The sequence below is a fragment of the Arthrobacter sp. U41 genome, assembly GCF_007679325.1.
Classification (GTDB): Bacteria; Actinomycetota; Actinomycetes; order Actinomycetales; family Micrococcaceae; genus Arthrobacter.
Map to the genome: position 1 here is coordinate 290,212 of NZ_VEGI01000003.1, position 25,913 is coordinate 316,124.

At 67.6% G+C, this 25,913-nt stretch carries 25 protein-coding genes and 1 tRNA gene; 16 read left to right on the forward strand and 10 right to left on the reverse strand.

Features of this window, described 5'->3' with window-relative positions:
* The first annotated feature begins 42 nt into the window (after nucleotides 1–42).
* From FS787_RS12655 to FS787_RS12675, 5 genes are all read left to right on the forward strand, one after another.
* Nucleotides 43–2,343, forward strand: a complete 2,301-nt coding sequence (locus tag FS787_RS12655; protein ID WP_144672753.1) for a carbon starvation CstA family protein — start codon at nucleotides 43–45, stop codon at nucleotides 2,341–2,343.
* 13 nt (nucleotides 2,344–2,356) lie between these two features.
* Complete coding sequence (locus FS787_RS12660) at nucleotides 2,357–2,548, forward strand: YbdD/YjiX family protein (RefSeq protein ID WP_144672755.1); 192 nt, start codon at nucleotides 2,357–2,359, stop codon at nucleotides 2,546–2,548.
* Between the two features lie 181 nt (nucleotides 2,549–2,729).
* Nucleotides 2,730–3,425 (forward strand): bacterial proteasome activator family protein, encoded by a 696-nt coding sequence (locus FS787_RS12665; protein ID WP_144672757.1) that lies wholly within the window; start codon nucleotides 2,730–2,732, stop codon nucleotides 3,423–3,425.
* Nucleotides 3,426–3,432: 7 nt separating this feature from the next.
* The gene (locus FS787_RS12670) at nucleotides 3,433–3,888 is read left to right on the forward strand and encodes a hypothetical protein (RefSeq protein WP_144672759.1); all 456 of its coding nucleotides are present in this window, start codon (nucleotides 3,433–3,435) and stop codon (nucleotides 3,886–3,888) included.
* A gap of 105 nt (nucleotides 3,889–3,993) precedes the next feature.
* Nucleotides 3,994–4,839, forward strand: coding sequence for an aldo/keto reductase (locus FS787_RS12675; RefSeq protein ID WP_144672761.1), 846 nt, complete (start codon nucleotides 3,994–3,996; stop codon nucleotides 4,837–4,839).
* 94 nt (nucleotides 4,840–4,933) lie between these two features.
* Here FS787_RS12675 and FS787_RS12680 read toward each other — a convergent pair whose 3' ends face one another.
* On the reverse strand, nucleotides 4,934–5,113 hold the full coding sequence (locus FS787_RS12680) for a hypothetical protein (protein WP_144672762.1): 180 nt from the start codon (nucleotides 5,111–5,113) through the stop codon (nucleotides 4,934–4,936).
* 36 nt (nucleotides 5,114–5,149) lie between these two features.
* Nucleotides 5,150–6,133 (reverse strand): hypothetical protein, encoded by a 984-nt coding sequence (locus tag FS787_RS12685; protein WP_144672763.1) that lies wholly within the window; start codon nucleotides 6,131–6,133, stop codon nucleotides 5,150–5,152.
* Nucleotides 6,134–6,269: 136 nt separating this feature from the next.
* Between FS787_RS12685 and FS787_RS12690 the strand changes: the two genes are divergently transcribed.
* The gene (locus FS787_RS12690; protein WP_260982537.1) at nucleotides 6,270–9,230 is read left to right on the forward strand and encodes a cation-translocating P-type ATPase; all 2,961 of its coding nucleotides are present in this window, start codon (nucleotides 6,270–6,272) and stop codon (nucleotides 9,228–9,230) included.
* Between the two features lie 257 nt (nucleotides 9,231–9,487).
* Here the strand turns inward: FS787_RS12690 and FS787_RS12695 are convergent, their stop codons facing one another.
* From FS787_RS12695 to tmk, 5 genes are all read right to left on the reverse strand, one after another.
* Nucleotides 9,488–10,399, reverse strand: a complete 912-nt coding sequence (locus FS787_RS12695; protein ID WP_186329185.1) for an arginase family protein — start codon at nucleotides 10,397–10,399, stop codon at nucleotides 9,488–9,490.
* A 663-nt stretch (nucleotides 10,400–11,062) separates the two neighbouring features.
* Nucleotides 11,063–11,135, reverse strand: a tRNA-Thr gene (locus FS787_RS12700).
* Between the two features lie 94 nt (nucleotides 11,136–11,229).
* Nucleotides 11,230–12,795, reverse strand: coding sequence for an alpha/beta hydrolase (locus tag FS787_RS12705; RefSeq protein WP_144672766.1), 1,566 nt, complete (start codon nucleotides 12,793–12,795; stop codon nucleotides 11,230–11,232).
* A 40-nt stretch (nucleotides 12,796–12,835) separates the two neighbouring features.
* Nucleotides 12,836–13,978: a DNA polymerase III subunit delta' gene (locus FS787_RS12710; RefSeq protein ID WP_144672768.1), complete on the reverse strand. Its 1,143-nt coding sequence runs from the start codon at nucleotides 13,976–13,978 to the stop codon at nucleotides 12,836–12,838.
* Nucleotides 13,975–14,631 (reverse strand): dTMP kinase, encoded by a 657-nt coding sequence (gene tmk, locus FS787_RS12715; RefSeq protein ID WP_144672769.1) that lies wholly within the window; start codon nucleotides 14,629–14,631, stop codon nucleotides 13,975–13,977. Before tmk ends, FS787_RS12710 begins: the two co-directional genes overlap by 4 nt.
* Nucleotides 14,632–14,719: 88 nt before the next feature.
* Between tmk and FS787_RS12720 the strand changes: the two genes are divergently transcribed.
* Entirely contained in the window at nucleotides 14,720–15,940 is a 1,221-nt protein-coding gene (locus tag FS787_RS12720) for a PLP-dependent aspartate aminotransferase family protein (RefSeq protein ID WP_144672771.1), read from the forward strand.
* 9 nt (nucleotides 15,941–15,949) lie between these two features.
* Nucleotides 15,950–16,303 (forward strand): DUF2516 family protein, encoded by a 354-nt coding sequence (locus tag FS787_RS12725; RefSeq protein ID WP_144672772.1) that lies wholly within the window; start codon nucleotides 15,950–15,952, stop codon nucleotides 16,301–16,303.
* A gap of 10 nt (nucleotides 16,304–16,313) precedes the next feature.
* Here the strand turns inward: FS787_RS12725 and FS787_RS12730 are convergent, their stop codons facing one another.
* Nucleotides 16,314–17,144, reverse strand: coding sequence for a class I SAM-dependent methyltransferase (locus FS787_RS12730; protein WP_395940347.1), 831 nt, complete (start codon nucleotides 17,142–17,144; stop codon nucleotides 16,314–16,316).
* A gap of 150 nt (nucleotides 17,145–17,294) precedes the next feature.
* On the opposite strand from FS787_RS12730, the gene FS787_RS12735 reads away from it, so the two are divergent.
* Nucleotides 17,295–18,041: a phosphoglyceromutase gene (locus tag FS787_RS12735; protein ID WP_144672773.1), complete on the forward strand. Its 747-nt coding sequence runs from the start codon at nucleotides 17,295–17,297 to the stop codon at nucleotides 18,039–18,041.
* A 117-nt stretch (nucleotides 18,042–18,158) separates the two neighbouring features.
* Here FS787_RS12735 and phoU read toward each other — a convergent pair whose 3' ends face one another.
* The gene (gene phoU, locus FS787_RS12740) at nucleotides 18,159–18,821 is read right to left on the reverse strand and encodes a phosphate signaling complex protein PhoU (RefSeq protein WP_144672774.1); all 663 of its coding nucleotides are present in this window, start codon (nucleotides 18,819–18,821) and stop codon (nucleotides 18,159–18,161) included.
* A 207-nt stretch (nucleotides 18,822–19,028) separates the two neighbouring features.
* Between phoU and FS787_RS12745 the strand changes: the two genes are divergently transcribed.
* A complete protein-coding gene (locus tag FS787_RS12745; RefSeq protein WP_144672834.1) occupies nucleotides 19,029–20,285 on the forward strand; it encodes a cell wall metabolism sensor histidine kinase WalK in 1,257 nt (418 codons plus the stop codon).
* Complete coding sequence (locus FS787_RS12750) at nucleotides 20,282–20,962, forward strand: response regulator transcription factor (RefSeq protein WP_056427215.1); 681 nt, start codon at nucleotides 20,282–20,284, stop codon at nucleotides 20,960–20,962. The genes FS787_RS12745 and FS787_RS12750 overlap by 4 nt, the downstream gene beginning before the upstream one ends.
* A 163-nt stretch (nucleotides 20,963–21,125) precedes the next feature.
* On the opposite strand, the gene FS787_RS12755 is transcribed toward FS787_RS12750, so the two are convergent.
* Complete coding sequence (locus FS787_RS12755; protein ID WP_144672835.1) at nucleotides 21,126–21,662, reverse strand: hypothetical protein; 537 nt, start codon at nucleotides 21,660–21,662, stop codon at nucleotides 21,126–21,128.
* Nucleotides 21,663–21,978: 316 nt separating this feature from the next.
* Here FS787_RS12755 and FS787_RS12760 point away from each other — a divergent pair, with 316 nt between their 5' ends.
* From FS787_RS12760 to cysS, 5 genes are all read left to right on the forward strand, one after another.
* A complete protein-coding gene (locus FS787_RS12760; protein ID WP_024367191.1) occupies nucleotides 21,979–22,461 on the forward strand; it encodes a CarD family transcriptional regulator in 483 nt (160 codons plus the stop codon).
* Nucleotides 22,462–22,642: 181 nt separating this feature from the next.
* Nucleotides 22,643–23,473 carry a 2-C-methyl-D-erythritol 4-phosphate cytidylyltransferase gene (gene ispD / locus FS787_RS12765; RefSeq protein WP_144672775.1) on the forward strand — a complete coding sequence of 277 codons (831 nt, stop codon included), beginning with the start codon at nucleotides 22,643–22,645 and terminating at the stop codon, nucleotides 23,471–23,473.
* A gap of 2 nt (nucleotides 23,474–23,475) precedes the next feature.
* The gene (ispF, locus tag FS787_RS12770) at nucleotides 23,476–24,012 is read left to right on the forward strand and encodes a 2-C-methyl-D-erythritol 2,4-cyclodiphosphate synthase (RefSeq protein WP_144672777.1); all 537 of its coding nucleotides are present in this window, start codon (nucleotides 23,476–23,478) and stop codon (nucleotides 24,010–24,012) included.
* Between the two features lie 42 nt (nucleotides 24,013–24,054).
* Entirely contained in the window at nucleotides 24,055–24,384 is a 330-nt protein-coding gene (locus tag FS787_RS12775) for a hypothetical protein (RefSeq protein WP_144672779.1), read from the forward strand.
* Between the two features lie 52 nt (nucleotides 24,385–24,436).
* Complete coding sequence (gene cysS, locus FS787_RS12780) at nucleotides 24,437–25,906, forward strand: cysteine--tRNA ligase (protein WP_144672780.1); 1,470 nt, start codon at nucleotides 24,437–24,439, stop codon at nucleotides 25,904–25,906.
* Nucleotides 25,907–25,913 lie beyond the last annotated feature (7 nt).

The following is a 25,913-nucleotide window of genomic DNA, read 5'->3' on the forward strand; positions in this document are numbered from 1 at the left end:
TCGAGTGGATTTGCCCCACTCGGGGTTTCTCAAGGAGGAGACATGGGCACTATGCCGGATGGCACGCCAAAGAACTTACTGGTCGAGGACGGCATTACGCCGGATCCGGCCCTGCCGCCCACTGCAGTGGACGAATCCGTGCGCGACGCCGAAGAGCGCAAATGGACGCCGGCCAAGATCGGGCTCTGGGTGGGTATCTCCCTGCTGGGCGCCGTGGCATGGTTCATGCTCGCGATCGTCCGCGGTGAAACGGTCAACGCCATCTGGTTCGTGTTCGCCGCGGTGTGCACCTACCTGATCGGCTACCGCTTCTACTCCAAGGTCATCGAGCGCTACCTGCTCAAGCCGAACGACCGCCGGGCCACCCCCGCGGAGTACAAAGCAGACGGCAAGGACTACGTCCGCACGGACCGCAACGTCCTGTTCGGCCACCACTTCGCCGCCATTGCCGGCGCCGGCCCCCTGGTGGGCCCGATCCTCGCAGCCCAGATGGGCTACCTCCCCGGCACCATCTGGATCATCATCGGCGTCGTGTTCGCCGGAGCCGTCCAGGATTACGTCGTGATGTTCTTCTCCATGCGCCGCGGCGGGCGCTCCCTGGGCCAGATGGCCCGCGAGGAACTCGGCGTCATCGGCGGCACCGCCGCGCTGATCGCCACCCTGCTGATCATGGTGATCATCGTCGCCATCCTGGCCCTCGTCGTCGTCAACGCCCTGGCCGAGAGCCCGTGGGGGGTCTTCTCCGTCGGCCTGACCATCCCGATCGCCCTCTTCATGGGCGTCTACCTGCGCTTCATCCGCCCCGGCAGGATCATGGAAGTCTCGCTGATCGGCTTCGTGCTGCTCATGGCCGCCATCATCGGCGGAGGCGTGGTCGCCGCCACCGAATGGGGCGACGCCCTCTTCACGCTGGACAAGGTCACCCTCGCCTGGGCCCTCATCATCTACGGCTTCATTGCCGCCATCCTGCCGGTCTGGCTCCTCCTGGCGCCGCGTGACTACCTCTCCACCTTTATGAAGATCGGCGTCATCGTGATGCTGGCCCTGGCCGTCATTGTGGTCCGCCCGGAAATTTCCGTCCCGGCCTTCAGCGAATTCGCCAGCCGCGACAACGGACCTGTCTTCCCGGGCGCGCTGTTCCCGTTCCTCTTCGTCACCATCGCCTGCGGCGCACTCTCGGGATTCCACGCCCTGATCGCCTCCGGCACCACACCGAAGCTGATCGAAAAGGAACGCCAGACCCGCTACATCGGGTACGGCGGCATGCTGATGGAGTCCTTCGTGGCCGTCATGGCCCTCGTCGCGGCGATCTCCATCGACCGAGGACTCTACTTCGCCATGAACTCCCCGGCAGCCCTCACCGGCGGCACCGTGGAAACCGCAGCCGCCTGGGTCAACAGCCTGGGACTGTCCGGCGTCAACATCAGCCCCAACATGCTCGCCGAGACGGCTGCCAACGTCGGCGAGGAAAGCATCGTCTCGCGCACCGGCGGCGCCCCGACCCTGGCCGTGGGCCTTGCCCACATCATGCAGCAGTTCATCGGCGGCACCGCCATGATGAGCTTCTGGTACCACTTCGCCATCATGTTCGAGGCCCTGTTCATCCTCACCGCGGTCGACGCCGGCACGCGCGTTGCCCGGTTCATGCTGCAGGACTCAATCGGCAACTTCATCCCGAAGTTCAAGGAGCACTCCTGGCGTCCCGGCGCCTGGCTCTGCACCGCCGTCATGGTGGGTGCTTGGGGCGCCGTGTTGCTGATGGGGGTCACGGACCCGCTGGGCGGCATCAATACGCTGTTCCCGCTGTTCGGCATCGCCAACCAACTGCTGGCCGCCATCGCCTTGTCCGTTTGCCTCGCGATCGCGGCGAAGAAGGGCTCCTTCAAGTACATTTGGATCGTGGCCATTCCGCTGGCCTTCGCAGCCGTCGTGACCATCACGGCCAGCTACCAGAAGATCTTCTCTTCGACTCCGGCAGTGGGCTACTTCGCCAACAACGCCGCGTTCTCCAAGGCACTCGAGGAGGGCAAAACCTCCTTCGGTACGGCCAAGACCGTCCCGGCGATGGAGGCCGTGGTCCGCAACACCGCGATCCAGGGCTGGCTCTCGGTCATCTTCGTGGTGCTCAGCATCATCGTCATCACGACCGCCCTGGTCGCCACGTACAAGGCGTTCCGCAACGTTAAGGCCGGCCTGGCCACCACCAGCAATGAGGATCCGGCACTGCCGTCCAGGGTCTTCGCCCCGGCCGGCCCGGTTCCCAGCGCGTCCGAGCGGGAGCTCATTGCCCAGTGGAATCAGTTGCCGGCGGACAAGCGGACCGAGAAGTCCGCCCACCACTGATGCGGAGCCGGAGATGAACACCATAGTTGCGGGCTTCCGGGGATTCGCCCGGTACCTGGGCGGTGTGATGGGCGCGGACGCGTATGCAAAGTACCTGGCGCATCACGCCGAAGCCGGCCACGACTCCCCGCCGATGACCGAGCGGGAATTCTGGCGGGACCAGACGGACCGTCAGGACGCCAACCCGCAGGGCCGGTGCTGCTGACCGGTTTCGACCGACCGGAATGACCGCCAGCCGGGCGCCGTCGGGCACACCAGTGCCCGACGGCGCCCGCTGCTGTTTGTCGGCCCGGTCAGGGCCCGATTGCTGCGCCCCATATGTTGAGCCGGGCGTGCCGCCCCGGCACGCCGCCTGCGCCGCTCCGGGCTCGTGAGAGTATGAAGCCATGAGCGATCCGCACGACACTCAGCCCGCCGACGAGGTCCCCGTCGAGGGCGCCACCCTGTACCCCCAGACGACGGGCGACGGCGGCCCGGAAGCACGGAAGCGGGAACAGTCGGGAGAGCCCGACCCGCACGGGGGGAATGAACACCAGGTCCAGGCGGCAGCGTCTGCCGGGGCCGCGCGGGCCAGCCGGCTCCAGGATCTCGTTGACGAACCCGCGAAGGTGATGCGGATCGGCACCATGATGAAGCAGCTCCTGGACGAAGTGAAGTCCGCTCCGCTCGATGACGCGGCGCGGACGCGGCTGGCCGGCATCCACGAACGCTCGATCAAAGAACTCGAAGACGGCCTCGCCCCGGAACTTGTCGACGAGCTGGAACGGATCACGCTTCCCTTCCCCGCCGAGGGGACACCGTCGGACGCGGAGCTGCGGATCGCCCAGGCGCAGCTGGTCGGCTGGCTCGAAGGCCTCTTCCACGGCATCCAGACGGCCCTCGCAGCCCAGCACTCCGCCCGGGAGCACGCTGCCGCGCAGGCTCAGCTCCGCCAGTTGCCGCCCGGAACGGTGATCGCCCCTGGCGTGATCATCGGTGAAAATGGCGAGCCCCAGCGCGCCGCGGCGCCCAGACCGGGGCAGGATCCCAGGCAGGCTCCCGTCCCCGTGGACCCGGACCACGGCCCCGGCCAATACCTTTAGGGCAGCCTTGGGACTCTTCAGTGCCGCCCGGCAGGGACGGAAAGACGACGCCGAACTCGGCAAGGGACTCTGGCGGCGGGCCCACGACCGCTTCACCCGTGGCCTGGACCGCTACCACCAGGTCCTCGAGGGCGTGGAGGACGAAGCCCTCTACGCCGAGCTCCTTGAGATCGCCAACGAACTGTCGACGCTCTCCGGGCGGGTCCGGCAGGTCTGCGTGGAGGCCCAGCGGCGTGCACCCAGCGAGGGCCTCGACATCCCGGGGAGCCTGGCCGGGGTCCACCGCGCCCTGTCCACGGCCGGGAACTCCCTGGCCACCACGGCCGAAGCGGCGGCGATGCTCCGTCTCGCCGTCGGTCCCGTCCCGGCCGGCGCAGAGTCGGTACGGCGCCGCGCCGCGTCGGTGCTGGAGCAGGTCAATGACGCCGAACACCGGCTTGCGGAGTCGGCTGCCACGGACTGAGGTCCGCCCGCCCCCGTCCCCGCGCCTAAAATTCCCGGTTAAGCGCCTAGCTTAGCTACGGGCTTTGCGCTGGCGGTCCCTTGCAGGCGTTGGCAGGATGGCTGAATGACTCTTTCACCGGTACTGACTTTCAATGACGGCAACACCATTCCCCAGCTTGGCTACGGAGTGTGGCAGGTTGAAGACGACGTCGCCGAGAAGGTGGTTGTCCAGGCTTTCGAAGCCGGATTCCGCCACATTGACACCGCCAAGATCTACGGCAATGAAGCAGGAGTAGGACGTGCGATCGAGCGGTCCGGCCTCAAGCCTGAGGACATCTTCATCACCACCAAGCTGTGGAACGCGGATCAGGGTTACGAGTCCACGCTGAAGGCCTTCGAGGAATCCATGGAGCGCCTTGGCCTGGAGACCCTGGACCTGTACCTGATCCACTGGATGCAGCCCAAGCAGGACAAGTACGTGGACACCTGGAAGGCTCTCATCGAGCTGCAGAAGCAGGGCCGCGTCAAGACCATCGGCGTCTCCAACTTCACCAAGGAAGGCCTGCAGCGGCTGATTGACGAGACCGGCGTCGTGCCGGCCATCAACCAGGTGGAACTGCACCCCTTCTTCAACCAGTCCGAGCTGCGCGAATTCAACGCCTCAAAGGGCATCCTCACTCAGGCCTGGTCGCCGCTGGGCCAGGGCGGCGAGCTGCTGGAGAGCCCGGTCATCGCCCAGATCGCGGCCAAGCACAACGCCACTCCGGCGCAGGTGGTTATCGCCTGGCACCTGGCCATCGGCAACGTGGTCATCCCCAAGTCCGTGACCGAATCCCGCATCCGCGAGAACTACGCTGCGCTTGAGGTCAGCCTGGACGAGACCGATGTGCAGGCCATCAACGGCCTGGACAAGTCAGCCGAGGGCGCTGGCCGCATTGGCCCCGACCCGGCAGTTTCCGACTTCGCCTAAGCCGTACCCGGCGAAACCGGCGCAGACCGCAGCAGGGCCCTCATCCGAACCGGGTGGGGGCCCTGCTGCTGTCCGGATACCCCGCGGCCCGGGCTCAGGCGGCTTTGCGGCTTTCCCGTACCGGCACGGCGTCGATGATGGCCCAGCCGTGCTCGTCGGCGGCCTGGCGGCTGGCGAAGCGCTCGGCATCCGCGACGTCGTCGAAGGCCTCGGTACGGATGCGCCCGCAGTCCGTGTCCAGATACGTGACTTCAAAGTACTGGTTGGTTTCCATGAATTAAGTGTCCTGCCGGCCTCCGACACTTTGGGGTCATGAGTCCGGCGTGTTGCCAAGCCGCAGCACCCGTTCCCGGGCGAGGTCCGCGGTGCGCGCCGCCCGGGCAGCGGCCCGGGCTGACTGCTGCGCCCGGGCGGCTGCCAGCTCGCGCCGTTTCCGGGCGGCCCTGAGTTCCTGCTCGCGCAGGGCCAGCTGTTCCCGCAGGTCCCTGACCGTGTCGGAGAGCTCCGAGGCCAGCGTGGTGGAGGACGCCAGCTCCTCCTCGTCCTGCCGGGCTTCCGCTGCAGCCTCACCCGACGCTTCTTCCTCGTCCTTGAGCAGGGCCTGGGCCCGTTCCACTGCCGACGGAGTGGATTTCCGGGTGTCCGGGCGGACAGCCCGCAGCCGGGGCTGGTCCGAGTTTTTGCCGGCAGGGGTCCCGGCGGGGGTTCCGGAGCCGCCGGACGTTCCAGTGCGTTCCGCGGGAGGGCGACGCGGGGAACCCGGCGGTGCCGGCACCACGAGGCCGGGCAGCGCAACGGCACCCGAAAGATCCACGACGTCGACGCCGTCGGCGGACAGCCCCCGGAGCAGGCGGCCGGACTGCACGGCAGCAGCTGCCCCCTCATCCGCCGTCGCCGCGCGTAGGGTGGCCTCCACCTCCGACGCAATCGTTCCGCTGATCTTCCGGCCCAGCTCTTCGGCGACCGCCTGCGCCGCCGTGACCGCGCCGTTCAGCAGCTGGCGCCGCTCCTGTCCCAGCCGGCGAAGCTCCTGGGCGTCGAGGGCGGACTGCGCGGCGCGCATCGACTGCCCCAGCCCGGCGAGTTCGCGGAGGACCTCCGGCCGCCGGGCCGCGAGCATGTTCACCGTCCACGCCGCCACGGACGGCTTGGGCAGGGAACGCACGTCCGCGGCGAGGGACCGGTCTTTTGCGGCGGCCGCGTCCTTGGCGGCAGAAGTCCGTGCGGCGACAAAATCGTCGAACGGGAGGGCATAGAGGTGCGCCGCAACGTCCGCCAGCCCGTGTGCTTCCATGCAAGCATCATAGAAGCCCGGACCTGCCGACGCCGGGTGCCGACGCCCGGTGACGGCAGCGGCGGGACCCGGGGCATAGGGCTCTTGCCCGCCTCCGCGGGATTGGTGATGCTGGGAGCATGCGGGTGACAGCGTCATGAACGAACCGCCACGCGGCGTCAGACCCGGGGAAGCCCCGCACCGTCCTTCCAGCACCGCGTCCATGACGGAGAGGGGCGGGGCCGCCCGTGGCGCCGGCAGCCCCGTCCCGTGGCATCTCCGCCGCGCCATGGAAGCGCTGGACGCGCTCGACGTCGACCCTGCCTCCGGGCTGGACTCCACCGAAGCCCAACGCCGCCTGGCACGCTACGGCGCCAATGAACTTCTCGCCACACCGGCGGTGCCGTTGTGGCGGAAGATCCTCCGGCAGTTCCAGGACCCGCTGATCTACCTGCTGCTGGCCGCTATCACCATCGCGGTGATTGCCTGGGCGGTGGAAGGTGCCGCCGGTCCGCCGGTGGACGCGATCGTGATCGGGGCCGTGGTGCTGTTCAACGGCGTCCTCGGCTTCGTCCAGGAAAACAAAGCCGAGACTGCCGTTGCCGCGCTGCGGGTGATGACCGCGGCGAACTCCACGGTGCTGCGGGACCGTGAACTGAAAACGGTGCCGTCCGCGGCCTTGGTGCCGGGCGACATACTGGTCCTGAACGAAGGTGATTCCGTTGGCGCTGATGCCAGGCTGATTACGGCGAATTCCCTGGTCGTCGCCGAGTCCTCGCTGACCGGAGAAAGCGCGCCGGTCTTCAAAGACACCCGCCTCCTCAGCGGTGACGTACCCCTCGGTGACCGGCAGAACATGGTCTACAAGGGAACGGCCGTGGCGCGGGGCGTGGGCCGCGCAGTGGTCACCGGGACCGCCATGGACACCGAAGTCGGCGGGATCGCAGGAATGCTGGCAGCCGCAGAGGACGCGCCCACGCCGCTGCAGCAGGAGATCGCGAGCGTCAGCAGACTGCTCGGCCTCTCGGTGGTCGCAATCGCTGTCATCGTGATGACCACGATCATCCTCGTCAGCGGGGTGAACACGCTGACAGGGCTGGTGGCGGTGTTGCTGCTGGGGGTTTCGCTGGCCGTGGCGGCCGTGCCCGAGGGACTGCCGGCGATCCTGTCAGTGGTCCTCGCCATGGGAGTCCAGGACATGGCCAGGCGCAAGGCCGTGGTCAAGGAGCTGCATTCGGTGGAAACCCTCGGCTCCGCTTCGGTCATCGCCTCGGACAAGACCGGGACGCTGACCAGGAACCAGATGACCATCTGCAGGATCCGCACCGCCTCCGGCGAGGCCGAGCTCACCGGTGTCGGATACCGGCCAGAGGGCCACGTGCTTCACAACGGCCAGGAAGTCCGTGATCCGGCCCTGCTCCAGGAAGTACGAATGGTGCTCGCCGGCGGCTCTTTCGCGAACAACGCGCAGCTCCGGGAGCACGACGGCGACTGGGAAATCCAGGGCGACCCGACCGAAGCGGCCTTCCTCGTCGCGGCCCGGAAGCTGGAAGGTGTCCCGGAAAGGGTGGGGGAGTTTGAACGTCGTGGCGAGATCCCCTTCACGTCGGAGCGGAAACTGATGTCCGCGCTGGCGCGCCACCGGGAGGTCGGCACACTGTCGCTGGTCACCAAGGGCGCCCCCGACGTCCTGCTGGACCGCTGCACCGGGATGCAGCTCGGCGGGGACGTGGTCCCGCTGGACCCGGAACGCCGCGCCCGGGCGCTGGGCGACGTGGAGGAACTCTCCGCCCGGGCCTTCCGCACCCTTGGCGTGGCATATCGCAGGTACACCGAAGCGGACCGCCACGAAGCCGACATCCTCGACGAGGAGGACGAGAGCACGCTCGTCTATATCGGCGTCGTCGGAATCCTGGACCCGCCGCGGGCAGAAGCGGCACCCGCCGTGGCTGAGGCGCGCCGGGCAGGCATCCGCGTTGTGATGATTACCGGGGACCACCCGCTCAGCGCGGCACGGATCGCCGGTGATCTGGGCATCGCCGGGCCGGGGGAGCGGGCCGTCACCGGAGCCGAACTGGATGAACTGGATGAGGCAGGGTTGCGTGCGCTGGCCCGTAACACCTCGGTGTACGCGCGGGTGGCGCCGCAAAACAAACTGCAGATCATCACTGCACTGCAGGCCGACGGCAACGTGGTGGCGATGACCGGGGACGGCGTCAACGACGCGCCGGCGCTGAAGACCGCGGACATTGGCATCGCCATGGGCATCGCCGGCACCGAGGTCACGAAGGAAGCCTCGAACATGATCCTCGGTGACGACAACTTCGCCACAATCGTCGCGGCGGTGCGCCAAGGCAGGGTCATCTTCGAGAACATCGAGAAATTCCTGCGCTACCTGCTTTCCTCGAACATGGGTGAAGTGTTCACGGTGTTCCTCGGCGTCGTGTTTGCCGGCGCCATGGGCCTGGCCGGAGCGGGCGCCGGCGAAATCGCCGTGCCGCTGCTGGCCACGCAGATCCTGTGGATCAATCTTGTGACGGACTCCGGCCCGGCTCTGGCCATGGGCGTCGACCCGGAAATAGACGACGTGATGTCCCGCCGGCCCCGCTCACGGAATGACCGGATCCTTGGCCCGCGGATGTGGCGGGGCATCCTGGGCATCGGCCTGGTCATGGCCGTTGCATCCCTGCTGGCCATCGACATCTTCCTGCCCGGCGGGCTGGTCCCCGACGGCGGCGACTCGCTTGACGTCGCACGGACCGCCGGCTTCACCACCCTGGTGTTCGCACAGCTGTTCAACGCGTTCAATGCCAGGTCGGAGACGACGTCGGCCTTCCGCCGGCTCTTCGTGAACAAGTGGCTCTGGGGGTCGGTGCTCCTGGCCGCAGCGCTTCAGGTGGCCGTCGTCGAGCTGCCCTTCCTGCAGCGGGCCTTTGGGACCGCGTCCCTGGACCCCGGTCATTGGGCTGTCTGCGTTCTCCTGGCCTCCACAGTGCTGTGGTTCGCCGAGCTCCGCAAGATTGCCCTCCGGATGGGTCAGCGGCGCCGGGCGGCGCGTGCCCGCGGCCCCCTGCCTGCTAGCCGGGATTCCGGAGGTCCAGAAACACCCATGCAATAGCCAACAGTCCTCCAAATGACAGCAGGACCGCGCCGGCAAGGCCGCCGGCAGCCAGGTTGGCGGACGCAGGCGTCGCTGCGGCCACGGGGCCCGCCAAGGACGTCGGGGTCGACGTCGAGGGTGCCGCCGAAGCCGCCGGCGGCGACGACGGGGTTCCGGGCTTCGGGTCTCGAGGACTGCGGCGGCACGTGCCTTCGGGCCGAATGCAACGACAGCCGGTCAGGGGTCCAGGCCACGGAAGAGACGCTGCCCTTGTGTCAGGCGGTGATAAGCGGCAGGCCGCGAAGCAAACCCTGAAGGGCCAGGACGTTGCGTGGAATGAACTCAGCCACCGTCAGCCCGACAACGTCGGCGGCGCCTGCCACATCCGTGACGACGCGCTGGACCTGTGCCCGGCTCAAACCATCGGGGACCATCCCCAAACCAAGGACCGCCTCATTGCTGTCCACGCTGTCAACGTCCAAATGGATGGCGACCTTGCTCGCTCCGGTAGCGGCCAGCCACTGCAGAAGCGGTTCGCTCGTCGTCCGCAGGTCTCCCGGGCTGAACGCGTGCAGGCCCCACGCGTCGATATTCGCGTAGGCGTCCTCAAACCACGAATGCAGTCCGGCCAGCGCAACCCGGGCCGGATCGATTGTCGCCGGGAGCATGCTGACGATGCCTTGGTCACCGTGACCGGTCAGAGTCGTCACGGCCATGGCGTGATACCCGTCGTACGCGGTGTTGGGGGTGTCGACGTCGGGGTGGGAGTCGATCCACACGACGGCGAGGTCCCTCCCGTACTTATTCGCGAGCGCGGCGAACGGCGCCACACTGACAGAGCAGTCGCCTCCGAGGGTGAGGATGCGGTCCACGTCGTGCCGCCCCAGGGCCTCCAGGGCAGAGGCCAGGGAGGCAGTGATCGCGGACCGCGACTCGATACCGTCCGTGGACCCCTCATCCGGGTTTCCTCCGTCGACCGGGACGATCTCGGTTGGCCCGCTATGCGTGGGCAGGATGGCTTCGAGGACGCGGTTACCGACGGTGTAGGCGCGGCGGGCCTCCTCGATGGGAACCTCGGGCAGCAACAGGGCAACCACGTCCCGGCCGGCACCTTGCCACTGCGGCCATACCAGGCGGAGGGTGCGTGCACTGTTCATCGGGTCCGGCTCGGTGTCGGGCGTATCCATGGGAGTCCCCTTCCCAGCGCTTCAGTGACTTTTGACACAGGAGTTCGAAAAAAACCGTACTCCCCATTCGTTGCAGAATCAACGGTCCCGATCGAGAGGAGACGAAGTATGCATCCACAGTCGTCCTGACCGCCGTGACCTGCGCTCCGACTGGATCGGCTCAGCCGGAACATAGCCCGGGAGCTGGCCGCCGCCCAGGCCACGGCACAGACCGCAACAGAGGCGGCCGAGGCATCACGGCGGGAAACCGCGGCCGAAGCCACCGCCGCCACCCTCCAGGCCGCCCATGGCGCGCTGGTGGCGCGGATCCCCCAGCCAGCGGCCCGGGTCCGGAAGACCCCGCCCAGGGAGGCGGGAACCGGGGACTAGCGCCGGGATGAAACGCCAGCATAGGGGCCACCGATCAGGTCACTACCGCCGGCGGGCTACCGCGCGACGCTCCGTGTCGCTTGCCATTGGAAAATGTGGCGGGTCAGGTTCTGAAGAAGCGCTTCCAGAGACCGGGCTTCGGAAACCTCCAGCGGGCAGCAGCAGTCAAGGTGACGAAAAAGTGACGGGCACGCTGAGAATGGATCGAAAACGGAGGGAATGCTCAAAGCAATCCGTTTGTCAACGAAAACGACAGAACCCCCGGAAATCGTTGATTTCCAGGGGTTCTTTCCGAGCTTCCTGCCAGAATCGAACTGGCGACCTTCTCATTACGAGTGAGACGCTCTACCAACTGAGCTAAGGAAGCAACCGCGTGAAGTGTTCGGGTGACCCGGTCGCTTCATGCCAGAGATAACTGTAGTTGAGTCCTCCGGCCCGGGTCAAAATGAGGGCGGGACGCCTCAGCAGACGGTGTTGTCCGCAGGGGTCTTGCCGTCCACGAGGTAGCCGTCCACCGCATCGCCGATGCACTCACCTGCGCGGCCGTAGGCCGTGTGGCCCTCGCCCTCCCACGTCAGCAGCGCTGCGGTACCCAGCTGCTTGCGCAGCTCCGTGGCCCACTCCACCGGGGTGGCAGGGTCACCTGTGGTGCCGATCACGAGGATGTCCGTGGAGCCCTTGTACTCCGCCGGAGCGGGGGTCCGGACGTTTTTGTACGGCCAGTCCAGGCAGCTGGTGCCACCGTAGGCGAAGTAGGAGCCCAGCGTGGGGGAGTCCTGGCGCAGCTGCTGCTCGTCAGCCCGCATCCCGGCCGTATCCGTCACCATCGGGTAGTCCAGGCAGTTGATGGCAGAGAACGCGAAGCTCGAATTCCCGGAGTAGCTGCCGTTCGGCTCCCGGTCCGCGCCGAAGTCAGCGAGCCGCAGCATCGGCGTCACGTCGCCCTTCAGCGCGCTGTCCAGGGCCTGCGTCAGCAGGGGCCAGTTGTCATCGTTGTAGAACGGCAGGATGAAGCCGCTGACAAACATGGAGGCGTTGACTACCCGGCCGTCCTTCGCGGCCCGCGGGTCCGCCTCCACAGCAGCGATGATGTCCTGGATCTGCGCGACGGCGTCGTCCGGGGTGCCGCTGAGCGGGCAGTCGCTTCCTTCGAGGCAGTGCGTCACGTAGGCACGGATGGCCTTCTCGAACGCCTTCGCCTGCCCGCTGGTCAGCTCCTCATAGCTCAGCGAAGGATCCATCGCGCCGTCGAGGACCATCCGGCCGACGTTGTCCGGGAACAGCGAGGCGTACGTGGAGCCAAGGAAGGTGCCGTAGGAGTAGCCCAGGTAGTTCAGCTTGGTGTCGTTGAGCACGGCGCGCAGAATGTCCAGGTCCTTGGCTGCACTGGCTGTGTCGATGTGGCCAAGGACGGGACCGGTCTTCTCCGCACACTGGGCGGCGATGGCCTTGTTGTCTGCGATGGACTCGGCCAGCCCGGCGTCCGTGCCGAGGTCATAGACCTTGGCCCGGGCGGCGTCGCGCTCCTGGTCGGTCATGCACGTGACCGGCGCCGAGCGTTTCACCCCGCGCGGATCGAATCCGACGATGTCGTAGTTGGAGCGGACCTTTTCCGAGATGTTGGTGGAGCCGGCGTCCCGGACAAAGTCGTAGCCGGAGCCGCCGGGGCCGCCGGGGTTGACCAGCAGGCTGCCCTTCTTGTTGCTGCCCTCGCTGGGCAGTCTGAGCGCCGCGATTTCAATGGTCTCGCCGTCGGGCTTGCTGTAGTCCATCGGGACCTTGACCTTGGCGCACTCGAAGTCTGACTCGCACTCGGCCCAGTCGACCTGCTGGGTGTAGTAGCTGCGGAGTTCGGCGGGAGCGGCGTCGGCGATCTCGGGATTCGGCGTGCTGGCGTCTTTCGCCCCGCTGTTGCCGCCGAGGAGGGTGCACGAGGAGAGCGTCAGGGCCAGGGCCATGGCCCCGAGTGCCCGCATGCCGATCGCTAGGGATCGGGATCTGGCGGGCACGGCTCGTGCAGACTTCATACGGTTCTCCTTGGAGGGGACGGGGTCACGGGATGGTCCCTCAGATGAGGCTGGCTGCCATGGACTCGATGGTCAGCAGCGGGGCCACGTTGGAGGTGGTGATCCGTTTGCGGGCCTTGTTGATGGCGTCCATGCGGGCAAGGGTGGTTTCGGCGGAGGAGTGGCGGGCGAACTCCTCGAGTTCACTCCTGAGTTCAACGTTGACCAGCTCCACGGCGTTCCCCATCTGGATGATCAGCACATCCCTGTAGAAGGACAGCAGGTCGGTGAGCGTGCGGTCAAGGGAATCGGTCACCGAACGCTTGGCGCGGCGCTTCTGGTCATCCTCCAGCTGCTTGACCTGGCCGCGCATGGCCGGCGGCAGCGTGCCGCTTTCGGGCGCCCCGAGGGTGGCCAGCAGGGCGGCTTTTTCCGCCGCGTCGCGCTCATCGTTGGAGCTGTTGGCTTCCTCCGTGGCGATCTTGACGAGCTTTTCGGCCATCAACACCGCGGCAGTGACACCCCGGAGGCCCAGGGGGAACCGCACGGTCTCGAGCCGCCGCTCACGGGCTTCGGGATCGCGGGCCAGCCGCCGGGCGATCCCGACATGGCTTTGCGCGGCCCGGGCCGCACGTTCGGCGACGGCGGGGTCGACGCCGTCGCGCTTCACCAGCAGCGCCGCGACGTCGGCCGCGGGCGGAAGCCGCAGCGCCACCGGGCGGCAGCGGGAACGGATGGTGACGAGGACATCGGCGGGGGACGGCGCGCAGAGCATCCAGACGGTGCGGGGAGTCGGTTCCTCGATCGCTTTGAGCAGCACGTTCGTGGTGCGTTCCGCCATCCGGTCCGCGTCCTCCACCACAATGATGCGCCAGCGCGCCGAGGACGGCCGGTTCCCGGCGGTGGAGACCAGATCACGGGCCTCATCGATGGTGATGGTGACCTTTTCGGTGCGCACAAAGGCCACATCGGAGTGTGTTTCGCCCAGGATCGTCAGGCAGGCGGCGCATTCGCCGCAGCCGCGCAGGTTGACGTCGTCCTGGTCGCAGTTCAGGGCGGCGGCAAAGGCCTTCGCCGCGTTGGACCGGCCCGAACCCGGCGGGCCGGTGAAGAGCCACGCATGGGTCAGGCCTTCGCCCTGGGCTGCCTGGCGCAGTTGGTCCACGACGGCGGGCTGGCCCTGGAGGTCGTCCCAGACGCTCATGCTTTGACCCTGCGGGGGAGGGGCAACAAGGCCTCGACCCGCTCGAGGATCCGGGCGGCCAGGTCCTCGACCGGGAGGCGGGCGGGGAGGACGAGGTAGTGCTCTGGCCTGGCCGCGGCGAGGTTGAGGAAGGCGGTCCGGATTCTGGCGTGGAATTCATCGGCCTCCGATTCCAGCCGGTCCTCGGCGGCGTCGCCTGCCGTGCGGCGGCGGCGCCCCACCTCGGGGTCGACGTCGAGCAGCACCGTGAGGTCCGGCTGCAGGCCCGACGTGGCCCAGTGGTTGATGTCCCGGACGGCGTCGGTGCCGAGGTTCCGGCCCGCGCCCTGGTAGGCGACCGAGGAGTCGATGTAGCGGTCGGTGAGGACGATCTCGCCGCGCTCCAGGGCGGGGCGGATGACCTGGCTGGCGTGGGCGGCGCGGGACGCCGCGAAAATCAGGGCCTCGGTGTGCGCGTCGATGTGGCCGTGGCCGTGGTCCAGGACCAGGGAACGGAGCTTCTCGCCGATCGGAGTGCCGCCCGGCTCCCGGGTCCGCAGCACCGTCAGGCCGCGCGACTCGAGCGCCGCGGCCAGCGCAGCCGCCTGCGTGGACTTGCCGGCGCCGTCGCCGCCTTCGAAGGCGATAAACAGTCCGGGGTTCTGGGTAGTCACTGTTCTAGCCTACCGACAATCCCTGACAGAAACGCGCCGCGGCGTCACGGCTTGGGCGCCCTGCCGGGCCCCGAAGTACCCTGTGACCATGAGTCTTTCCGAACAACAGGCAGCCGCGCTTTCCGCAGAAACAGTCGTTGTGGCGGCCGCCCGCCCGCCGCGTGAACGCGACGCACCTGTCAATCCTCCGCTGGTGCTGTCCTCCACCTATTTCGGAACGGGTCCGCTGGGGGACGGCGACCGCGGCTACGGGCGCTACTCCAACCCCACCTGGGACCCCTTCGAGGAAGCCCTCAGCCAGCTCGAAGGCGCCGCGCTTCCCGGCCTGCTCTACGCCTCCGGCCTTGCCGCCGTCAGTTCGGCCCTATCCCTGGTGCCCGCCGGAGGCGTGCTGGTTATGCCGTCCCACAGCTACGCGGGCTCCCTGGTAATGGCCACGGAACTTGCCGGGAAGGGCTTCCTGGAACTGCGCACCGTGGACATCGCGGACACCGACGCCGTCCTGGCGCAGCTCGCTCCGGCGGACGGACGGCCCGCCGATATGCTCTGGCTGGAGAGCCCCACCAACCCGATGCTGGGCGTCGCGGACATCCGTGCGCTGACAGCCGCCGCGCACGCGGCCGGCGCCGTCGTCGTCACGGACAACACCTTCTCGACGCCCCTGGTGCAGCAGCCGCTGGCACTGGGCTCCGACGTCGTCCTGCACTCGGTGACGAAGTACCTCTCCGGCCACTCCGACGTCGTGCTGGGCGCCCTGGTGACGTCCGATGCCGGACTCCGCGCCACGCTGCTGCACCACCGCACCATCCACGGCGGCATCGCCGGGCCCTTTGAGGCCTGGCTGGCGCTGCGCGGGCTGCGCACGCTGGCCCTGCGGGTTGAGCGGTCGCAGGCCTCGGCGGCGGTGCTGGCCGAGCGGCTGCGCACCCATCCCCGGGTGAGCAGCATCCGGTTCCCGGGACTTGCCTCCGATCCCGGCCACGAACGGGCCAAGAGCCAGATGAAAGGGTTCGGCTCGGTGCTGTGCATCGAAATGGCCCCAGTCGCCCGCGGCGGGAACGGCGCCGACGGCGGCCACACTAGCGGCCTCAGCGGAGCCGACGCCGCGGACCGGATGATCCGTGCACTGAAGCTGTGGCTCCCGGCCACCTCCCTGGGTGGCGTGGAGTCCCTGATCGAACGGCGGCGGCGGCATACGGCCGAGCCGGCCAGTGTGCCGGACAACCTGGTCCGGATGAGCGTCGGGATCGAAAACGTCGAGGACCTTTGGGCCGATTTGGAGCAGGCTCTGGCCACTCTGGACGGTTAGGCTGGGGGGATGGACGGAAGAGCGCTTATTTACTATGTCGAAACAGGGATCTATTTTCTCCTGGCCCTGGTAGCCCTTGCCCTCGAGGTGTGGGCATTCTTTGACTGCCTGCGGCACAAGGGGAACGCCTTCGAAGCCGTGTCCAAGCGCACCAAGACCTTCTGGCTGGCCGTCACCGGCGGCGCCCTGGCCGTCGGCCTGCTCTCCCTGCTGGGCGGCGGCGGTGGCCTCCTGGGCCCGCTGGGACTGTTCGGCCTGGTCGCCGTAACGGCGGCGTCCGTCTACCTCGCCGATGTCCGCCCTGCCGTCAAGGACGCCGGCCGCGGCGGCAGCCGCAACATGGGCCCCTACGGCCCCTGGTGACCTTTCCGGATTAACCCGGCGCCACCGCGTCCCAGCCGACCGTAAGTTCTCCCAGCCGCCACCGGGACGGGCCGTCCTGGACCGGCCAGCCGCCGTCGCGCAGTGACCGGCACATGGCCGTCCAGCGTTGCCGGTTTCCGAAGGACGCCAGCGGCGCCGCCTCCAGCCAGGCCTTGTCCATGGCCTGCAGGAAGAGCTGAATCCGCTCGCCCGGGACGTTCCGGTGGATAAGGGCTTTCGGCAACCGCTCGGCCACCTCTGACGGCAACACAAAACTGCCGAACCGCATCGACAGGCTCAGGCTCAGCGGCCGCTCGGCGTCGAGCGCCACCCACGTCACCCGGCGGCCGATCTCGTCGCAGGTGCCGTCAATGAACAGCCCGCCCGGCGCCAGCCGCCCCTGCACCAGCCGCCAGATGGCCGCGACGTCGGCTTCCTCGTACTGCCGCAGCACATTGAAGGCCCGCACCAGGACGGGACGGCCGGGCACCGGCAGTTCGAACCCGCCCAGCTGGAAGCTCAGCCCGGGCCGTTCCAGCTCCCGGGCCAGCCGGACCCTCTCGGGCTCGATCTCGATTCCGACCACCCGCACGTCGGGCCGGATCACGGACAGCCGGTCAAAGAGTTCGACGGCGGTGGCCGGGGAGGCGCCGTAGCCCAGATCCACAACAAGGGGATCGGCCGCAGTGCGCAGCCGCCAGGCCTGCGTTCCGGTCAGCCAGCGGTCCAGCCGGCGCATCCGGTTGGGGTTGGTGGTGCCGCGGGTAATGTTGCCCACCGGCCGGCCGGCGCGGGATCCGCCTTTGTCCACGCCGCGTTTGTCCGCGCCGCGTTTGTCCACTACGCGTTTGTCCACTACGTGGGGGTGCGGGGGCGCCACCCGCTCAGCCTTCTGCACCACCTGCCCACCTTATCCTCCGGCGCGGCACTCCAGCGCGGGCTTGATGTAACGCACGGCACTGCCCGCGGCCGCTCCGCTAGGATGAAAACCATGACTTATAAGCTGATTCTGCTGCGCCACGGCCACAGCGAATGGAACGCCAAGAACCTGTTCACCGGCTGGGTGGACGTTGACCTCAACGACCAGGGCCGGGCCGAGGCGATCCGCGGCGGCGAGCTTCTTGTGGAGAACAACATCCTCCCGGACGTCGTCTACACCTCTCTGCTGAAGCGGGCCATCAACACCGCCAACATGACCCTCGACAAGGCCGACCGCGGCTGGATCCCGGTCAAGCGCGACTGGCGGCTCAACGAACGCCACTACGGCGCGCTGCAGGGCAAGGACAAGGCGCAGACCCTCGCCGAATACGGTGAAGAGCAGTTCATGACCTGGCGCCGGTCCTACGACACCCCGCCGCCGCCCCTGGCCGACGACTCCGAGTACTCCCAGGCCCACGATCCGCGCTATGCGGACCTCGGCGACGACCTGCCCCGCACCGAGTGCCTCAAGGACGTCCTGGTCCGCCTGATGCCCTACTGGGAATCGGACATCAAGGAAGACCTCAAGGCCGGCAAAACCGTCCTGGTCACGGCCCACGGCAACTCCCTGCGCGCCCTCGTCAAGCACCTGGACGGCATCAGCGACGAGGCCATCGCCGGGTTGAACATCCCCACGGGCATCCCCCTGGTCTACGAGCTGGACGAGAACTTCCAGCCGGTCAACCCGGGCGGCACCTACCTCGATCCCGAGGCCGCAGCCGAAGCTATCCAGGCCGTCGCCAACCAGGGCAAGAAGTAGCGTCCGGCTCACGCAGCCACTGAACATACGACGCCGGCCGGTCACCTCGCAAGGTGACCGGCCGGCGTCGTATGTTGTGAAGTCTGGACCCTGTTCCCCCGCCCCGGGGTCTGAAAGCTAGCTGTGCTCGATGCCGTTCGGCTGCCACGCACCGGTGACCAGGTAGGTGACCTTCTGCGCCACGGACACGCCGTGGTCCGCGAAGCGTTCGAAGTAGCGGCTGGCCAGTGCGACGTCGACGGTGGTGGCCGGGGACTCCTGCCAGTCGCTGCGGGCGATCGCCTTGAAAACGCTCAGGTGCAGGTCGTTCACGGCCGTGTTGGCCTTCATGATGTCCCTGGCCACTTCGAGGTCCCGGGTTTCCAGCAGCACCGTGAGCTTCTCGGCGATCAGCAGATCGTGTTCCGCGAAGCTCTTGAAGGTCTCGCTCAGCTGGGCGGGAACCACGGTGGCGGGATAGCGCAGGCGCGCGAGCTGGGCGAGGTGCCGGGCGAGGTCACCCATACGCTCCAGGGAGGCGCTCATCCGGAGGGATCCCACAATCATCCGCAGGTCACTGGCCACGGGACCCTGCAGCGCGAGGATATCGATGGCGCGCTCGTCGAGGCTGTTCTGCAGGAAGTCGATCCGCGCATCGGCCGCGATGACGTCCTCGGCAAGATCGATGTCGGCGCCCTCGAAGGCCGTCGTGGCTTTCTCAATGGCCTCGCTGACCAGCTTTGAGATCTCGACGAGCTGTTCCCCCACTTGGGCGAGCTCTTCCTGAAAAACCTTGCGCACGTGTGCATCCTTTCCTCGGAAATACTGCCGGCCACCAACAGTGGCGGGCCCATTTCGGTCACCTCGCGGCGCTCCAACTGTCAAGTGTTCCAGCATCCGGTGAACTGTTACGCCCCAATAGGTGAACGTTAGCTGAACCGGAGCGGGAATACCGGAAGATTACAGTTTCCGACGCGGGGCAGAGCATAAGCTGGAGCCGTGGATCCAATGCTTATCGGCGTGATCGCCGGCCTGATCGGCCTGGCGCTTGGCGTCTTCGGAGTGCAAGCGTTCCGGGTCAGCGAGCGGCAGCGCAAGCTGGTGGACGTCGAGTTCGAGGATCCCTCGCTTCCCGAGGGCGCCGCCGAGGTGCTCGCCGCCGTCGGACGGGCTTTCGTGGTGGTGGACGCGATCGACGGCGTCGTCCGGGCCAGTCCCGCCGCGTACGCCTACGGCCTCGTTCGCGGCCATACCCTGGTCCACGAGCAGCTGCTGGAGATGACAGCCAAAGTCCGGCGTGACGGCGTCATCCTCGAACGTCTTCTGGAACTCCCGAGGGGTCCGCTGGGCCAGGGGACCATCGTGGTCCAGGTGCGGGCGGCCGTGATCGCGGAGGAATACATCCTCCTGCTGGCCGACGACCGGACCGAGGTCACCCGCACCGAGGAAGTCCGCAACGACTTTGTTGCCAACGTCTCCCATGAACTGAAAACGCCGGTCGGAGCCATCTCGCTGCTGGCCGAAGCGCTCGAATCCTCCGCCGATGACCCGGAAGCCGTGCGGCGCTTCGCCAAGCGCACCCACAAGGAATCCGCCCGCCTGGCCGCCCTGGTGCAGGACATCATCGAACTTTCCCGGCTGCAGGGCACCAACGTCGCGCAGCAGGGGCGGGCCGTGGACATCAACACCGTCGTCGCCGAGGCCGTGGACCGGTCCCAGCTGCCGGCCGAGAGCAGGAACATCGAACTGGTGGTCGGCGGACACGCGGACGCCATGGTGTACGGCGACCAGGACCAGCTGGTGACCGCATTGCGCAACCTCATCGACAACGCCATCCGCTACTCCCCGGAAAATACCCGCGTCGGGGTCGGCATTCGGTCCAAGGACGGCCTGGTGGCTGTGTCCGTGACAGACCAGGGCGAGGGGCTCAGCCCCGAGGACCAGGAACGCGTGTTTGAACGCTTCTACCGCGTGGACGCCGCACGGTCCCGCCATACGGGCGGCACCGGCCTTGGCCTCAGCATCGTCAAACACGTGGTGGCCAACCACGGCGGAGAGGTGACCCTCTGGTCACAGCCCGGCCAAGGCTCCACCTTCACCATCCGCCTTCCGGAACTGGAGGGCATGGACAACGACGCCGCCACCGAGGAGCGAGACCCGGCGGCCCGCGCGACCGCCGGGTCCGCGGCGCCCGGCGCGTCCCAGAACCCAAGACCCGTACGACGTGACGCCGCAGGCGCCCATGAACAAGGAGCTACCGCTTGAGCAGGATTCTAGTTGTCGAGGACGAAGAGTCGTTCAGCGACCCTCTGTCCTATCTGTTGGGCAAGGAAGGGTTCGAAGTGGAGGTGGTGGACAACGGACTGGACGCCATCATCGAATTTGACCGCAACGGAGCGGACCTGGTGCTGCTGGACCTGCAGCTGCCCGGACAGTCCGGCACTGAGGTCTGCCGGCAGCTGCGGCAGCGCTCGTCCGTCCCGGTCATCATGCTGACAGCAAAGGACGCGGAGATCGACAAGGTCGTGGGGCTGGAACTCGGCGCCGATGACTACGTCACCAAGCCCTACTCATCCCGGGAACTGGTAGCCCGTGTCCGGGCTGTGCTGCGACGCCAGGGCGAGCCCGAGGAACTGGTCTCCAGCACGGTGCAGGCCGGACCCGTGCGAATGGACATTGAGCGGCATGTGGTCACCGTCAGCGGCGAGCAGGTCTCCCTCCCCCTGAAGGAATTCGAGCTGCTGGAGATGCTCCTGCGGAACTCCGGCCGGGTCCTGACCCGGGGGCAGCTCATTGACCGGGTCTGGGGCTCGGACTACGTGGGGGACACCAAGACCCTGGACGTCCACGTCAAACGGCTGCGCAGCAAGGTCGAGCCGGATCCCTCCGCGCCGCGGCACCTGATCACGGTCCGCGGCCTGGGTTACAAGTTCGACCCCTAAAGCCCGTTCGGCCCGGCCGCCCGCCCGCAGGCCCGGCCGCAGGCCGGCAGGCCGCGCGCCCGCAGGCCGCCCGCCCGCAGGCCGGGCGCGCAAAGCGCACGCAGAAAAGGAGGGGCACCCGCACTGAACGCTCAGTGCGGGTGCCCCTCCTTTTGTGTGGAGACTAGTGGCCTGCGTCGGTCGTTGGCGTCGGGGTCGGCGTGGCGGTGCCGGTGGGCTCGCTGCCGGGCGGCAGGTACTGCTGGTAGTCGGAGATTGTTCCGTCCAGCACCGGAACCTTGAACGTCGTGTCCTGGTTCGTGGCGTCTTCGCTGATGCTGACCTCGACGAGGGATCCCGGAGCGCCCCCGGTGGTGCTCAGGATGGCTTCGTCCGTGGAATCGTTGAGCAGCGTGTAGGAGTTCGGCTTGACCGGGACCTGGGTCTGGGCGCCGGCGGCACCGAGGATGGTCAGGGTCACGTCCTCGGTGGAAGTGTTGTAGACAGCGCCGATCACGCGGCCGGGCTTGTCCTCAGCGCCGGAGATGATCATCATGTTGCGCAGCTGAAGCGGGCCCACGTTGGCCTGCGTTCCGTCCGATGCCGCGTACTCCATGCCGGTCGCCTGGGGGTTGGTGTAGCCGCAGCCCGTTACGGAGAGCAGACCGATGCCCAGAGCCGCCGTTGCCATTGCCAGCTTGCCGCGCTGGCCCCGGTTCATCGCAGTGAAACCCACGTCACGTACTCCTTGAGAGTCTTGGAACAGTATTCAGCCATAGCCTATCGGCAATCGGTGCCAAACGCTGATTCGGGTCGCGTAGATTGCCCCCGGGTTCCGGGCCTGGCAGGCCGATTGCGGGGATGCCTCCGGCCCTTGGCAAAGGCGGGGTGATGCACTAATATCCGCTTTCGTCAAGGGGTCTGGAGGGGCTGTTTGGGGCCATTTTCCCCGTATTCATGCGGTTCTGGGGCGCGTTCCATGGCAGACGTATGCCTTAAACGTGATAAACTGGTCTGCGGGAAAGGGGAATGTCCACATGGTTTTTGAGGTCGGCGAGACAGTAGTTTACCCTCACCACGGTGCAGCCAAAATTGAAGAAATCAAGATGCGCACTGTTAAGGGCGAAGAGAAGATGTATCTCAAGCTCAAGGTGGCTCAGGGTGATCTGACCATTGAAGTTCCAGCAGAAAACGTTGACCTTGTTGGGGTCCGGGACGTAGTGGGCAAAGAAGGTCTGGAGCACGTGTTTGAAGTGCTGCGGGCCGAGTTCACTGAAGAGCCCACCAACTGGTCACGTCGATACAAGGCAAACCTGGAAAAGCTTGCTTCCGGTGACGTCATCAAGGTGGCAGAGGTCGTCCGCGACCTGTGGCGCCGCGATCACGACCGGGGTCTCTCCGCAGGGGAGAAGCGCATGCTGGCCAAGGCCCGCCAGATTCTGATTTCAGAACTGGCGCTGGCTGAGAAGACTGATGAAGAGAAGGCTGCAAGCGTTCTCGACGAGGTCCTGGCTTCCTAAGCAGCACGTCGAATAGACAAGAATCGAACCCCGGTGGCCAACGGCTGCCGGGGTTTCTTCTTGCCCGCTCCGCCCGCCCCCGGGGTTGCGCTCTCACCTTTGGTCCTTAACAGCGCCCCGGAAGCACCGGAAGTGACAGCTCAGTGGGATGCTGCGGGTGCGGGGACGTAGTCTTGTCCGCATGGATACTGCACCGACGAACACGTCACCGGCCGGTCCCGTCACTGCCGTCATCGTCGTGGCTGCCGGCTCCGGCCAGCGCCTGGGCTACGGTATGCCGAAGGCCAAGGTTCCGCTGGGCGGTGACACCATCCTCACCCACGCCCTGCGTGGCGTCGCGGCGGCAGGCATCGCGCAGCAGATCTGCGTCGCCATTCCTCCCGGGGACACGGAGCTCCATGCCCTCTGCGACGCCTTCGCGCGGGACCTCAAGGCGGAGCACCTGCGCGCGCCCGCACCGGGCGGCGGGCAGCCCCCGGTCGTGACCATCATCGACGGCGGCTCCAGCCGGGCCGAGTCAGTTCGCGCCGCACTGGCAGCGCTCCTGCCGGCCACGGAGGCCGTCCTGGTCCACGACGCCGCCCGGGCACTGGCGCCGGAGGCCGTCTTCCACCGTGTGGCCCACGCCCTCGCGGCGGGCGCCCAGGCCGTCATCCCCGTGATCCCCGTGGTGGACACGGTCAAAACCGTGGAACCGTCCACCGGCGACGGCGCCGCTATCGCCCCCGAGATCGTCACCGGCACCGCGGCCCGGGAAACCCTCCGGGCCGTGCAGACCCCGCAGGGATTCGACCTTGCCACCCTCAGGCGTGCCCACGAGGCCGCGGCCGCCTTCGACGCCGGCCAGGCAGCAGCCGTCACGGACGACGCCATGCTGGTGGAACTCCTCGGCGTCCCCGTCCACGCGGTCCGCGGCGCCAGCCAATCACTAAAGATCACCACGCCGCTGGACCTGATCATCGCCGAGGGGCTCCTCGAGGGCCCGCTGGGCGCCCGCTGGGTGGAAGGCTGAGCATGTCCGGACCCCAGAACACACCCCTGCCGGTCATCCCGCGGACCGGAATCGGCATCGACGTGCATGCCTACGCCCCCGAGGACGCCCCCCAGCCGCTCTGGCTTGGAGGGCTGCTCTGGGACGGGGAGCGCGGACTGTCCGGCCATTCCGACGGCGACCCCGTCGCCCACGCTGCGGCCGACGCCCTCTTCTCCGCCTGCGGCGTCGGGGACCTCGGGACGCATTTCGGCACCGACCGGCCGGAGTACGCCGGCGCCTCCGGAGTGACGCTGCTGGCAGAGGCCGCGCGGATCGTCCGCGCCGCGGGTTTCGAAATCGGGAACATCGCCGTGCAGTTCGTGGCCAACCGGCCCAAGTTCGGCCCGCGCCGGGAGGAATCCCAGCGGGTCTTGAGCGAGGCAGCCGGCGCTCCCGTCAGCGTCTCGGCCACCACCAGTGACGGGCTCGGTTTCACCGGCCGCGGTGAAGGCATTGCGGCCACGGCGACGGCCCTCGTCTACCCCGCCGCCTCGGCGTCTCGGCAGCCGGTCGCCTAGGCTTAACCCAGATCCTTTCCGCGACACCCCAGGAGACTCCCCGTGAAAAAGCTGCTGCCCGCCGTCGTACTGGTGGCCGGACTGCTGCTGGCCGGCTGCGCCGGGACGCCGAAGATGAGCATCCCTGACAGCTGTGCGTTCCTCAACGAGGACACCTTCGTCCCCACCGGCAACCAGCAGCAGCAGGCGGAACAGATCGCCAAGCATTACCAGGAGGTCGCGGACAAGGTGGCTCCCGAGGTGGCGGCCCCCATCCAGGAGATGGCCGACGTTATGGAAGACGTCTCCGGTTCCTCCCTCGGCGCCAAGAGTGACGAACAGACCAAGCAGCTCGCCGGCCAGATGAACAAGATCGGCGAGTACTGCAAGTAGGCCCGGCAAGGGGCCGCGCCGGGGGCCGGACCCCATCGGCTAATCTGGAGCGGTGACCCTGCGCTTCTATGACACTGCATCCGCCGAAGTCCGCGACTTCGTCCCCCTGGTTCCGGGCAAGGTGAGCCTTTACTACTGCGGCGCCACAGTGCAGGGCATGCCGCACGTCGGGCACATCCGCTCGGCCATCGCGTTCGACCAGCTCACTCGCTGGCTGCAATACCGCGGCTTCCGTGTCACCGCGGTCCGCAACGTCACCGACATCGACGACAAGATCCTGGCCAAGGCGGCGGATTCCTTCGCCCCTGACTTCGAGGGAGAGCCGGGCTCTGTCCGCGAAGAGGAATGGTGGGCGCTGGCCTACCGCTACGAGCAGGAATTCCTCAAGGCCTACGACACCCTGGGTGTCTCCCGCCCCACCTATGAGCCGCGCGCCACCGGCCACATCCCGGAAATGCACGCCCTGATCCAGCAGCTGATCGACCGCGGGCACGCATACCCCGCCCTGGATGATTCCGGCGACGTGTACTTCGACGTGCGCTCCTGGGCCAAGTACGGTTCCCTGACCCGGCAGAAGATCGATGACATGCAGGGGGCTCCCGACGCCGACCCCCGGGGGAAGAAGGATCCGCGCGACTTTGCCCTCTGGAAGGGCCACAAGGAGGGGGAGCCGACGACAGCGGGCTGGGCCTCGCCGTGGGGCACAGGCCGTCCGGGCTGGCACCTCGAATGCTCTGCGATGGTCACCAAGTACCTCGGCACCGAGTTCGACATCCACGGCGGCGGGCTGGACCTGCGGTTTCCGCACCACGAAAACGAAATGGCCCAGTCCCAGGCTGCCGGCCATGGCTTCGCCAACTTCTGGATGCACAACGGTATGGTCACCTACGCCGGCGAGAAGATGTCCAAGTCGATCGGCAACACCGTCAGTCCGGCCGAAATGCTGGAACTCGCGTCACCGCGGGTGGTCCGCTACTACCTCGGCCAGGCGCAGTACCGCTCGGTGCTGGACTACCAGCCGACGTCCCTGCAGGAAGCTGCGGCCGCCGTGGAACGCATCGACGGCTTCATCAGCCGGGCCGTCCGGACCCTTGCCGGCGTCGACGGCGGCACCCGCGCCAGCTACGGTTTCTCCAGCTACGGCACCGTCCCGGATGCTTTCGCGGCCTCGATGGACGATGACCTGAACGTCCCGCAGGCCCTGGCGGTGCTCCACGAGACCGTCCGCGCCGGCAACACCGCGCTCACCGCCGGAGAGCTCGACGCCGCCCGGACGGCACTGGCCAGCGTCACCGACATGCTGCGTGTCCTTGGTCTCAACGACACCGCTCGCCCCGCCGTGGATGAACAGGGCAGCACCGCTCTTGGTGTCCTCGTTGAAGCGCAGCTTGCGGCCAGGGCGCAAGCCCGCGCCAGCAAGGACTGGGCCGCCTCGGATGCCATCCGCGATACCCTCGCCGCCGCCGGCGTCGTCGTCGAGGACGGCCCGGACGGCGCAAACTGGAGCCTCAAACGCGGCTGAGCCGGTG